The organism is Kitasatospora sp. NPDC087315, from assembly GCF_044744345.1.
GTDB lineage: Bacteria > Actinomycetota > Actinomycetes > Streptomycetales > Streptomycetaceae > Kitasatospora.
In genome coordinates this window covers 73,953-86,414 of record NZ_JBIUYD010000014.1, presented here as the reverse complement: position 1 = coordinate 86,414, position 12,462 = coordinate 73,953, and the positions used below count along the sequence as shown (strand labels likewise).

The window sequence follows — 12,462 nt, the reverse complement described above, 5'->3', positions numbered from 1 at the left end:
GGAGAGGGCCGCCACCGCCGTTGATCACACCGTCAGCCTGCTAGGGAATCGGATTTCCCGATGTACCGCCGGTCGGCGTGGCCGAGGTGCTCGGCCTGCCGGACGGCTTGCCGCCGCCGGTGCCGCCGCCGTTGCCGCCACCCGGGTCCGTGGAGGTCGGGGTCGGCGTCGTACACCCGATGTTCCCGATGATGCAGGTCGGCGAGGCTCCGCCACCGCCGCCACCACCACCGGTCGGGTGCGTCCTGGTCGTCGTCGGGCTCGGCACCGTGCCCGGGCAGTCCGCGCCGGGGACGCAGGCCGGGCCCTGGGTGGTGGTCGGCTGCGGCGGCAGCGGGACTCCCGGCTCCGGGGCGGTGGTCGGCACGGTCTCGGTCGACGAGGGAGAGGTCGTGGCGGTCGCGGTGCTCGGGGCGCCGGAGGAGTCCACCTGGCTGCCGATCGGCTGCGGGGCCGGGAAGTCCATCTTCTTCTCGCTGGCCAGGGCGGCCTTCATGTACCGGGTGAAGATGTCCGTCGGGGTGTCACCACCGTGCACCGAGTCCTTGCCGCCGGTTCCCTTGAGCGACAGCCGCTCGTGCTTGACCGGGTCCTCGCGCCACATCGCGACGCTGGTGGCCAGCTGCGGGGTGTAGCCGACCCACCAGGCCGACTTGTTCTCGTCGGTGGTACCGGTCTTGCCGGCCACCGGGCGGCCGAGCGTGTTGGTCTTGGAACCGGTACCGTTCTTCGCCACGTTCACCAGCACGTCGGTGACGTTGTCCGCGACGGCCGTCTCCAGCGCCTGGTTCAGCGCGGGCTTGGCGAACCCGGGGCGCTCCCTGCCGCTCCACTCGACCTTGGTCACCGAGTAGGGGTCGGCCTCCTTGCCGCTGGCGGCGAGGGTCGCGTACGCCGTCGCCATCCGGATCGGACTGACGGTGGAGGTACCGAGCGCGAAGGTCGGGGTCTTGGGGTCGACGAAGCTCTCCTTGCGCACGCCCATCGCCTCCGCGATGTTGGCCACGTTCTGGCCGCCGACATCCTGGTTGAGCTGGACGAACGGAACGTTGTACGAATTCTGCATGGCCTGCCGCAGCGAAACGTAGCCGCGCTTGCCGGGGTCCTCGTTCCGCTGCCGATACGGCTTGCCGTCGTCGCCGATCACCAGCGAGCCGTCCGGCTTGTGGATCTCGGACATGTCGTCGGAGAGGTAGCGGCTGTCCGCGTTGATCCGCTTCGGCTTGCCCTTGTCGTCGGTCTCGGTCTGCACCCCGATCTGCATCGCCGCGGCCAGCACGAACGGCTTGAAGGTCGAGCCGACCTGGACGCCCTTGGCGTCGGCGTTGTTGTCGAAGTGCTGGTTCTCCACACCGTCGCCGCCGTAGAGGGCGACGATCGCGCCGTCACCGGGCCGGACGGAGGCGGCGCCGAACTGGACCCACTTGTCCTGCTCGGGGCGCTTCTGCAGGTTGAGCGTCTCGCCCTTGACCTCGTCGACGGCCGCCTTCAGGGCGTCGACCTTGTCCTTCTCGAAGGTCGTGTAGATCTTCAGACCGCCCTTGTCGATCACCTGCTGGGTGATCTGGGGGTCCTTGCTCATGACGAACTTGTTGGCGGTGTCGACCAGGTAGCTGATCTCGCCGTTCATGTTGGCCGAGGGCTTGCGCGGGATCGGCTCGGGGAACGCGGTGCACTTGGCCCGTTCCTCGGCCGTGGCGTTCTTGGTGGTGACCATCCGCTCCAGGATCCACTTCCAGCGGCCCTCCGCGCGGTCGTGGTTGGCCGGGTTGGTGGGGTCGTACAGGGTGGCGCCCTTGAGCAGGCCGGCCAGCATGGCGCTCTGGCAGATGTCGAGGTCCTTGGCGTCGACCCCGTAGTACGCCTGGGCGGCGGCCTGGATGCCGGTGGCACCGCGACCGAACCAGCTGATGTTCAGATAGTCCCTCAGGATGTCGTTCTTCTCCATGTCCTGATTGACCTTCAGGGTGATGAAGAACTCCTTCGCCTTGCGGCTGAGGGTCTGCTCCTGGCTGAGGTAGGCGTTCTTGACGTACTGCTGGGTGATCGTCGAGGCGCCCTGGGTCTCGCCGCCGGTCGCCATGTTGTAGACGGCGCGGAGCATGCCCTTGGGGTCGATGCCGCTGTCGGTGCGGAAAGTCTCGTTCTCCGCCGCGATCACCGCGTTCTGCAGGGAGGGGCTGATCTCCGAGAGCTCGACGATCTGCCGGTTGGTCTCGCCCTTGCGGGTCATCTCCGTGCCGTCGGCCCAGTAGTAGATGTTGTTCTGGTCCTTGACCAGGTCGTGGATCTTCGGGATCTCGGTGTTGGCGTACGCGTACCAGACCCCGCCGACGCAGGTCGCGAAGACCACCAGGAAGCCGGTGAGCCACTGCTTCCAGGACGGCAGCCAGCGGCGGACGCCCTGCTTGCCGAAGCGCGGGTAGTCGATGAACCGCTTCTTGCCCGGCTTGCCGGGACCGCCGGGCTTTCCGCCCCGTCCGGCCGGCGGCTCTGCCGCGGCACCACCGCGCCTGCCGCCCTTCTGGGCGGCCTTGCGCAGCTCGGCACGGGTCATCCGGGGCTGCTGCGCGGTCTCCCTGACGCCCGGGGGGCGCCGCCGGCCGGAACCTTCCGGGCCGGGCTCATCGGGTCCGGCTCCGCTCGGGCGGCCGTTGCCGCCCGGGGGCTGCCCACCGCCGCCGTTCGGCGACCTCCGCCGTCGTTCGCTCATGTTTCCAGCTACTCCTCGCCAGGCGGTCGAGCCTGAAGGCAGGGTTCACGTCCGATGCCCGCAACCGCCCTGACCCCGGAGGTTGGTCCTCGTGCACACGCGACAGCGTACGCAGCCGAGATATACAACTAATCGGGCATCAGTTACGTATGACCGCAAAACGGCAGTAGATCATTACACGCCCGTTGCCAAGCCCGCCCGCGCGTCGCCTTGTGATCACATTCACGCGCGCCCCCCTTGCCCCTTCGGAGACCCCGGTTTACTGTTCTCGATATATCGAGCCGATACATCGGAGCGACATACCGCCGGACACGGCGGCCGGAAAACGGCCGGAGGGAAGGAGGACGACAGCAATGGGCAGGCGCTCAGGAGTGCTGGAGTTCGCCGTTCTCGGTCTGCTCCATGACGCCCCGATGCACGGGTACGAGCTGCGCAAGCGGCTCAACGTCCTCCTCGGAACGTTGCGCGCGTTCTCCTACGGAACGCTCTACCCCTGTCTGAAGAGCCTGGTGGCCCAGGGCTTCCTGGTCGAGGACAACCCGGACGTCGAGTACGTCCCGGCCACCGCGCTCAACGGCAAGCGGTCCAAGATCGTCTACCGGCTCTCCCCCGAGGGCAAGCAGCGGTTCGAGGAACTGCTCGCCGACTCCGGCCCCGACGCCTGGGAGGACGAGCACTTCGGCGTCCACTTCGCGTTCTTCGGCCAGACCGACCGCGCGGTACGGATGCGCGTCCTGGAGGGACGCCGCAGCCGGCTGGAGGAGCGCCTGGAGCGCATGCGCAACTCGCTCGCCCGGGCCCGGGAGCGGTTCGACGACTACACCGTCGAGCTGCAGCGGCACGGACTGGAATCGGTGGAGCGCGAGGTCCGGTGGCTCAACGAGCTCATCGAGACCGAGCGGGCCAACCGCACCGGCCGGACCGGGCCGTCCACCGGCGGGCCGAACACCGCAGTATCCGAACAGACTTCGGACGGCCGTGGCCAGGAGGACGGGTCCTCGGACCCGCCCGGGCCACCGTACGACCGCCCGGGGCGCTCCGCCCAGGAGCGCTGACACCGCGTCAGCCCTGTGCCACGCGGCAGGAGTGGGCGCCTCGCGCCCGTCAAGCAGTCATCGAAGAAGCAGGACGAGTGCCGCCGAGCCCCGGCGGCTCTCATGAGATCACAGGGAGCAACCGGAATGGGTTCGGTTCGCGTAGCCATCGTGGGCGTGGGCAACTGCGCCGCGTCGCTGGTGCAGGGTGTCGAGTACTACAAGGACGCCGACCCGGCCGGCAGGGTCCCCGGGCTGATGCACGTCCAGTTCGGTGACTACCACGTCCGTGACGTGGAGTTCGTCGCCGCCTTCGACGTCGATGCCAAGAAGGTCGGCTTCGACCTGGCCGACGCCATCGGCAACAGCGAGAACAACACCATCAAGATCTGCGACGTGCCGCCCACCGGCGTCACCGTCCAGCGTGGTCACACCCTCGACGGCCTGGGCAAGTACTACCTGGAGACCATCGAGGAGTCCGACGAGACCCCGGTCGACGTCGTCCAGGTGCTCAAGGAGCAGCAGGTCGACGTCCTGGTCTGCTACCTGCCGGTCGGCTCCGAGGACGCGGCCAAGTTCTACGCCCAGTGCGCCATCGACGCCAAGGTCGCCTTCGTGAACGCCCTGCCGGTGTTCATCGCGGGCACCAAGGAGTGGGCGGACAAGTTCACCGAGGCCGGCGTGCCGATCGTCGGTGACGACATCAAGTCCCAGGTCGGCGCCACCATCACGCACCGCGTGATGGCCAAGCTGTTCGAGGACCGCGGTGTGATCCTCGAGCGCACCATGCAGCTGAACGTCGGCGGCAACATGGACTTCAAGAACATGCTCGAGCGTGAGCGCCTGGAGTCCAAGAAGATCTCCAAGACCCAGGCCGTCACCTCGCAGATCCGCGACCGCGAGATGGGCGCCAAGAACGTCCACATCGGCCCGTCGGACTACGTGGCCTGGCTGGACGACCGCAAGTGGGCCTACGTCCGCCTCGAGGGCCGCGCGTTCGGCGACGTCCCGCTGAACCTGGAGTACAAGCTCGAGGTCTGGGACTCCCCGAACTCCGCCGGCGTCATCATCGACGCCGTGCGCGCCGCGAAGATCGCCAAGGACCGCGGCATCGGCGGCCCGATCCTGTCGGCGTCCTCGTACTTCATGAAGTCCCCGCCGGTCCAGTACTTCGACGACGAGGCCCGCGAGAACGTCGAGAAGTTCATCCGCGGCGAGGTCGAGCGCTGACCGGCCTCCGGCGCCGCGGGGTTCACGCCCGCTGAGCACTTCACGCCCGCCTGGTGCCGGGGCCCTGGGCCCCGGCACCAGGCGACGGCGGTGCACCACCTCCGTGGAGGGCCCGCGATCGGACGATCGCGGGCCCTCCGGCGTTTCCGGCGAATGTTTCACGTGAAACACCGGCCGGTTCCATGGCAGTCTGGGCGGGTGGCGATCACGGAGAACAGCAGCACCCACCAGTCCGCGCAACGCGCCACACTTCTCGATCTGCTGCGCGGCCGCGACTTCCGCCGGCTGCTGACCGCCCGGGTGCTCTCCCAGCTCTCCGACGGCGTCTTCCAGGTCTCGCTCGCCGCCTATGTGGTGTTCTCCCCGGAGAAGCAGTCCTCTCCCGCCGACATCGCCTCGGTGCTGGCGGTGATGCTGCTGCCGTTCTCGGTGATCGGCCCGTTCGCCGGTGTGCTGCTGGACCGCTGGCGCCGCCGCCAGGTGCTGTACTACGGCAACCTCGCCCGGTTCGGGCTCGGCCTGCTCACCGGCGCCCTCCTCCTGGCCGAGGCCCCGAGTTGGCTGTTCTTCGCCTCCGCGCTGCTGGTCACCGCACTCAACCGGTTCATCCTGGCCGGTCTCTCGGCCGCGCTGCCCCGGGTGGTGCGGCAGGACCAGCTGGTCACCGCCAACGCGCTCTCCCCCACCCTCGGTACGGTCGCGGCGGCCTCCGGCGGCGGCATGGGCTTCCTGCTGCACCAGGTGATGTCCCCCGGGCCGACGGCCGACGCGGCCCTGGTGACCGTCGCCGCGCTGCTCTACCTCTCGGCGGCGCTGGCCGCCCGCCGGATGGACCCCGACCTGCTCGGCCCCGAGCAGCACGCCGGCCACCCGCCGCTCGGCCAGGCCCTGGTCCGGGCCGCCCGCGGGCTGAACTCGGCCCTCCGGCACCTGGTCCGGGACTGCCGGCCCGCGGTGCACGCGCTGACCGCCGTCACCGCGGCCCGGTTCTGCTACGGCGTGCTGATCGTCGTGCTGGTGATGCTCGCCCGCTACACCTTCAACGATCCGGCCGACAGCGCGGCCGGGCTGGTCACCCTGGGGCAGGCGGTCGGCCTCTCCGCCGCCGGGTTCTTCATCGCGGCGGTGATCAGCCCCTGGTGCACCCGCCGGCTCGGGCTGGCCGGATGGATGACGGCCTGTCTGGCGGCGCCGGTGGTCTTCGTGCCCGCGCTCGGCCTGGGCTTCTCACTGGTGCCCTGCCTGATCGCCGCGCTGCTGCTCGGGGTGGTCACCCAGGGCACCAAGATCTGCGCGGACACCATGGTCCAGGAATCGGTCGAGGACGAGTACCGAGGCCGGGTCTTCGCCATCTACGACGTGCTGTTCAACGTCGCCTTCGTCGCCGCCGCGCTGGTGACGGCGCTGGTGCTGCCGCTCTCCGGCCGGTCGGCCGCGGTGGTCTCGGGTGTCGCCCTGGTGTACGCGCTCACCGCCGTCTTCTACCTCCGGGCGGCCCGGCGGACCGGCCCGCTCCCCGGTGACCGGTCCTCCTGAGACCCCGTGCCCCTCAGAACCGGTCGCGTCCGGGCGAGGCGCCAAGGGTCGCTAAGGTACGTCAGAACTGTCGGAGCGACAGCACCCGGTCTCGAGGGACAACCTGATGAGCACTCCACCCCAGCACCCTGGGCAGCCGCCGCAGTTCGGCCCGCCGCAGGGGCCGCCAGGGGCGCAGCCGGTGCCTCCGCAGCACGGTGCTCCGGCTCCGCAGTTCGGCCCGCCACCGGCGTACGGCTATCCCGGCGCGCCCCAGCCCGCCCAGCCCGCGCCCCCGTACGGTCAGCAGCCGTACGGACAGCAGCCGCCGACGTACGGCCCACCGCCCCAGTACGGCTCTCCGACGTACGGCCCGCCGCCCGACCCGGTGCCCGCCGAGCCGACGCCGGGGACCGGCCGGAAGGCCAAGCTGAAGATCGTCGGTGCCGTGCTGGGCGGCCTCGCTCTGATCGTCGGCTACTTCGTCAGCGGGCCGAGCGGCAGCAGCGCCAAGGTCGGCGACTGTGTGAAGGCGACCGGTACGCGCGACGTCGAAATCGTCAAGTGCACTGATTCCCAAGCGAATTACAAGGTCGTGGCGAAGTACAACGACACCACCGACACCGCCCGCTGCCGACAGACGACGGGGTCCACCAGCGCGGTCTCGGGCAAGAGCGGCCGGCGCTGGAACAAGAAGCGGTACGTCCTCTGCCTCGGCCCGCTGACCACCGGCACCGGCGTCCCGCCCGTCAAGAAGTCCTGACCTTCTCAGGCCGCCCACAGCCGACCCGACGCGCTGCGGCGATCGCAGGGGAGTGGCCCCGGAATCCCTCCGGAGCCACCCCCTTTCGCCTGCCCGTCCTCATCGCAGCAGCTCGTCAAGCTCCTCCGGCTCGGCTCCCTCGTCCAGCGCCCGCAGCAGGCGCAGCCGCCGCCGGGCCGCCGCCTTCTCGTCGTCGTCCAGCACGATCCGCTCCAGCCGGTCGACCCGGTCGCCCAGGGCGTCGAGCTTGTGGCTGTTGCGGCCGACCTCGGCCACCAGGGTGTTCAGCAGCGGGGTGACGGAGGTGGCGACGACCTGGCGGACGACCGACTCGGCGATCCGCACCACCGCCGCGTCGATGCTCCCCTCCGGCGGCAGAGGCCCGTCGTCCACAGGCCGGTCGACCGGGTTCTCCACCGGCCCCGGCCGGGCGACCCGCTCGGCGTCCAGCAGGTAGGACCGCACCTGACGTGCGGTTTCGCTGTCCCGCAGGAGCATCGCGACGTTCAGCACGGTGCGCCGGGTGAACAGCGCGAGGGACTTGGCCCGGGTCTTGATTCCACAGACCTCCTTCAAGGAGGCCAGTCGGGCCCCGGTCGCCACCGAGTACCCGTTCATCACCAGCTCGGCGCGGTGATCGATGACGAGCGAGTACACCGCCTTCTCACCCACCCCGAAGTACCGCGCGACGCCCTCCGTCGTCACGTGCACGCCGTCCGGCAGCAGGCTCAGTGCCCGCACCCGGTCCAGCGTCTCCACCCGGTCCGCCACGCTCGCGCGCATCGTGGGGGACTCCAACAGCACCGCTTCGATGGCCATGGCCTCGTCGCTCCTTCCGGAGGGGTACGTCCCCTCCCTCGGACGGAGCAACGAGGCCCTCACCCGAATGCCACGGCCACCCAGACCGAACCACATCTTCGAGTGAATGTGCTAACGGATGCCTGACGGTTCGAGGCCCGGCCGAACCCGACCTCAGCCCTGCTGGACGTCCCACCAGGCACGGAGCGCGGCGACGGCCTCGTCGTGCTCCATCGGGCCGTGTTCGAGGCGGAGCTCCAGCATGTGCTTGTAGGCCTTGCCGACCTGGGGGCCCGGCTTCAGCCCGAGCAGTTCCATGATCTGGTTGCCGTCCAGGGCGGGGCGGACGGCGTCCAGCTCCTCCCGGGCCCTCAGCTCGTCGATCCGCGTCTCCAGCCCGTCGTAGGTGCGGGAGAGCGCGGTGGCCTTCTTGCGGTTGCGGGTGGTGCAGTCGGAGCGGGTGAGCTTGTGCAGGCGCTCCAGCAGCGGCCCGGCGTCGGTGACGTAGCGGCGCACCGCGGAGTCGGTCCACTCGCCGCCGCCGTAACCGTGGAAGCGCAGGTGCAGCTCGACCAGGCGGGAGACGTCCTCGGTGAGCTCCTTGGAGTACTTCAGCTCGCGCATCCGCTTGCGGGTCATCTTGGCGCCTACCACCTCGTGGTGGTGGAAGGAGACCCGGCCGTCCGACTCGAACCGGCGGGTGCGCGGCTTGCCGATGTCGTGCAGCACCGCCGCCAGCCGCAGGGTGAGGTCCGGGCCGTCCTGCTCCAGGTCGATGGCCTGCTCCAGGACGGTCAGCGAGTGCTCGTAGACGTCCTTGTGCCGGTGGTGCTCGTCACGCTCCAGCCGCAGCGCCGGCAGCTCGGGCAGCACGTGGTCGGCGAGCCCGGTGTCGACGAGCAGCCGCAGGCCCTTCACCGGATGGTCGGCGAGCAGCAGCTTGTTGAGCTCGGCCTGGACCCGCTCGGCGGAGACGATCGAGATCCGGTCGGCCATCGCGGTCATCGCGGCGACGACCTCGGGGGCGGGCTCGAAGGCGAGCTGGGCGGCGAAGCGGGCGGCGCGCATCATCCGCAGCGGGTCGTCGGAGAAGGACTCCTCCGGGGTGGCCGGGGTGCGCAGTACCCGCGCCTCCAGGTCCTCCAGTCCGTGGTGCGGGTCGACGAAGCCGCGGCCGGGCAGGTCGACGGCCATCGCGTTGACCGTGAAGTCGCGGCGGACCAGGTCCTGCTCGATGGTGTCGCCGTAGCTGACCTCGGGCTTGCGCGAGGTCCGGTCGTACGCCTCGGAGCGGTAGGTGGTGATCTCGATCAGGAAGGAGCCCTGCGGGGTGTCCTTGCGTGCGCCCACGGTGCCGAAGGCGATGCCGACGTCCCAGACGGCGTCCGCCCAGCCCTTGACCAGCTTGAGCACCTGGTGCGGACGGGCGTCGGTGGTGAAGTCCAGGTCGTTGCCGAGCCGGCCCAGCAGGGCGTCCCGGACGGAGCCGCCGACCAGCGCCAGCCGGTGACCGGCCGCCTCGAAACGGCGGGCGATCTCGTCGGCGACCGGAGAGACCCGCAGCAGTTCTTGCAGCCCGAGGGTCTGCGCCTCGCTCAGGCCTGGGACGACCTGGGTGGCGGTGCTGGAATGATGGGCGCCGGACTCGTGGGCAGTGGGCTCATTGACAGTGGACACGGCTCACAAGGGTACGTGCCCGGGCGGCTCAACCGCCCGCGCGTTTTCGGCGTCTCAGCTCAAGGGCCGCAACACCGCACCCCTGGCAGCATCGTTACCATGCCGGTGGAGCGGGTCGCGGGCACCGGGAAGCGGTTGCCGTGCCGCGTGCCGTCACGGCCGACCGGACGGCGGACGGCCGCGTTCCTCACGGCTACTCCTCACGGCCGCGCGTATCGGCCGGCGGAGCATCCGCAGCACCAAGCAGCGACAGCATCAAGCAGCGAGCGATCGAGAACGGCGAGGGCGAAGCGCGTGGGCGAGCCGGCACGGCACTCGGGCCTGGAGGCGTACGGACAGCCTGGACGGACCGGGCATGCCGCCGACCGGGGGGAGCCGGGGCGCCGCGCGGCGCGCACGGCCCGGCGGTTCGCGGCCGCCGTCGGCGCGGCGCTGGCGCTGCTGTCGGCCGCGCCGGCCGGCGCGCTGCCGAACGGCGGCAACCTCCCGGCCGCCGACTCCACCGTCTCCGCGGAGTACCCGGTGGTGATGACCATCGAGACGATGACCCCCATGGTCACCGCGCAGAACGGCACCGTGACGATCACCGGCCAGGTCACCAACGGTGGCAAGTCGGTGCTCAAGTCCGCGCACGCCGCGGTGCGCAAGCCCTGGTCGGGCAAGCCGCTGACGGCCCGCAGCGAGCTCTTGAACGTGGCCGGCCGGACCAGCCCGACCGGCTCGGACGGCGTCGAGCTGGACAGCCCGCAGTACGCGCTCAACGAGCTGGGACCGGGCCAGACCCAGCAGTACACCCTGGGGGTCGCGGTGAACGACCTCCAGCTCTCCGGAGAGGGCGTGTACGAGCTGGCGGTGGACGTCTGGGGTTCGACCGCGGACAACCAGCGCGACCGGCCGCTCGGCATCGCCCGGACGTTCCTGCCGTACAGCCCGACGCCGGCCGACGCGCAGCCGTCCAAGGTCGCCACCCTGTGGCCGCTGGTGCACGCGCCGGTGCTGGCCGCGCAGACCATCTCCGAGAACGAGCAGACCGTCTCGGTGCTGCGCGACGACAGCCTGGCCGCCGACTTCTCCCCCGGCGGTCGGCTGTACGAGCTGGTGGACACCGGATCCAAGCTGCCGGGGCTGACCTGGGTGGTCGACCCGGACCTGCTGGACACCGCGTTCGCGATGACCAGGCCGTACCGGGTGCAGAAGCCGGGCACCGAGCATCAGGCGGCGAAGGAGGACAACACCGTCCAGGGCACCGGCCAGGCCGCCGCGACGGCCTGGCTGGAGAAGCTGCGCACGGCCGTCGCCAAGCCGACCAGCCAGGTGGTGTCGCTGCCGTACGCCGACCCGGACCTCGCCTCCATCGCGCACAACGGCGCCGACCTGCAGGGCATGGACGCCGCGCTGGGCAAGGCGGCCACGGCGGGCCGGCTGACCGTCGAGGGCCGGCTGGCGGTGGACACCCGCTCCGATGTGGCCTGGCCGTACCAGGGGTATCTGGACCAGCAGATCGCGGGCGTGGCCCAGCGTGCGGGCGCCGGCCTGGTGCTGGTGAACGGGGCGAGCCTGCCGGAGTCGGACGCGCTGAAGTACACGCCGACCGCGGTACGCCCGATCGGCAACGGGCAGACCGGGGTGGTGGCCGACGAGACGATCGCCGGTCTGTTCCAGTCGGACCTGAACACCCCGCAGGCCCAGACCCTGGCGGTGCAGCGCTTCCTGGCCGAGACCTTCGTGATCAGCCGCCAGGAGCCGCAGAACCCCCGTGGCCTGCTGGTGATGCCGCCGCGCGAGCTGACCGCCGACACCGCCAAGGTGCTGGCCACGGCCCTGCAGACGGCGCAGACCGGCAAGTGGGTGGAGCAGGTCAAGCTGGACGTGGTGGCCCAGAGCGCCCCCGACCCGAAGGCGAACGGCTCCGTCCCGGCCGCCGCCGACTACCCGGCCCACGCACGCTCCTCGGAACTGCCGTCCTCGGACCTGACCGGCACCATCAAGATCCAGAGCGATCTGGACCTGCTGATGCGCGTCCTGACCCTGCCGCAGCGGGTGCGCGGTCCGTTCAGCGCGGCCATGGTCCGCTCGATGTCGACGGAGTGGCGGACCCAGGCGCCGGCCGGCAGCACCTACCGCGACGGGGTGTCGACCTACCTCGGCGATCTGACCAAAGCGGTGAAGGTGCCGCAGAAGAACGTCATCACCCTCGCCGGGGACACCGGGGTCCTGCAGGTCAGCGTCCGCAACGACCTCACCCAGCCGGTCACCAATCTCAAGCTGGTGCTGCGCCCGACCCAGCCCAACCGGCTCCGGGTCAGCGATCCGGAGGAGCTGGTCCTGCCCGCCTCGCAGAGCGTCACGCTGCGGTTCCAGGCCGAGGCGCAGAACAACGGGCCCGTCCAGATGACCGCCCAGCTCTGGACCACCGGCCCGGACTCCCGGCCGTACGGCGACGAACAGCGGTTCACCGTGGAGGTCACCTCGGTGACCAACGGCGTGCTGTACGTCTTCGGCGGCGGCCTGGTGCTGCTGCTGCTGGCGGCGCTGCGCTTCTTCCGCCAGCGCAAGCGGCGGGGGACCGACACCGAGGACCCCGACGCACCGCTCTCCGAAGAGCCCGCCCCGGCCGGGGACGCGGGCGACGGGGAGGGGCCCGAACGTGGAGGAGCCGCGCAGACACCGCGCGGCAGCGCCGCAGATGGCCGGGATCAGGCCACCAGTGATGAGAAGGTTGGTCCTTGATA

The 12,462-nt window shown here is 70.5% G+C and carries 8 protein-coding genes; 5 read left to right on the top strand and 3 right to left on the bottom strand.

All coding sequences use genetic code 11. The features are described 5' to 3' along the window. Positions 1–40: 40 nt before the first annotated feature. Positions 41–2,557: a transglycosylase domain-containing protein gene (locus tag ACIO5D_RS21145; protein ID WP_400796961.1), complete on the bottom strand. Its 2,517-nt coding sequence runs from the start codon at positions 2,555–2,557 to the stop codon at positions 41–43. A gap of 509 nt (positions 2,558–3,066) precedes the next feature. On the opposite strand from ACIO5D_RS21145, the gene ACIO5D_RS21140 reads away from it, so the two are divergent. The 4 genes from ACIO5D_RS21140 to ACIO5D_RS21125 all read left to right on the top strand — a co-directional run bounded on the left by ACIO5D_RS21140 (position 3,067) and on the right by ACIO5D_RS21125 (position 7,255). After that, a complete protein-coding gene (locus ACIO5D_RS21140) occupies positions 3,067–3,768 on the top strand; it encodes a PadR family transcriptional regulator (protein WP_363613799.1) in 702 nt (233 codons plus the stop codon). A gap of 126 nt (positions 3,769–3,894) precedes the next feature. Beyond that, entirely contained in the window at positions 3,895–4,977 is a 1,083-nt protein-coding gene (locus ACIO5D_RS21135; protein WP_363613801.1) for an inositol-3-phosphate synthase, read from the top strand. A gap of 198 nt (positions 4,978–5,175) precedes the next feature. Next, positions 5,176–6,513, top strand: coding sequence for an MFS transporter (locus tag ACIO5D_RS21130; RefSeq protein ID WP_400761058.1), 1,338 nt, complete (start codon positions 5,176–5,178; stop codon positions 6,511–6,513). Positions 6,514–6,619: 106 nt separating this feature from the next. Further along, positions 6,620–7,255: a hypothetical protein gene (locus ACIO5D_RS21125; protein ID WP_363613021.1), complete on the top strand. Its 636-nt coding sequence runs from the start codon at positions 6,620–6,622 to the stop codon at positions 7,253–7,255. A gap of 99 nt (positions 7,256–7,354) precedes the next feature. Here the strand turns inward: ACIO5D_RS21125 and ACIO5D_RS21120 are convergent, their stop codons facing one another. Together ACIO5D_RS21120 and ACIO5D_RS21115 are read right to left on the bottom strand one after the other, a co-directional pair. Next, the gene (locus ACIO5D_RS21120) at positions 7,355–8,074 is read right to left on the bottom strand and encodes a restriction endonuclease (RefSeq protein WP_363613023.1); all 720 of its coding nucleotides are present in this window, start codon (positions 8,072–8,074) and stop codon (positions 7,355–7,357) included. 153 nt (positions 8,075–8,227) lie between these two features. Continuing rightward, positions 8,228–9,652, bottom strand: a complete 1,425-nt coding sequence (locus ACIO5D_RS21115) for a CCA tRNA nucleotidyltransferase (RefSeq protein ID WP_400797096.1) — start codon at positions 9,650–9,652, stop codon at positions 8,228–8,230. 372 nt (positions 9,653–10,024) lie between these two features. Here ACIO5D_RS21115 and ACIO5D_RS21110 point away from each other — a divergent pair, with 372 nt between their 5' ends. Next, positions 10,025–12,460, top strand: a complete 2,436-nt coding sequence (locus ACIO5D_RS21110; protein ID WP_400796957.1) for a DUF6049 family protein — start codon at positions 10,025–10,027, stop codon at positions 12,458–12,460. The last annotated feature ends 2 nt before the right edge of the window (positions 12,461–12,462 follow it).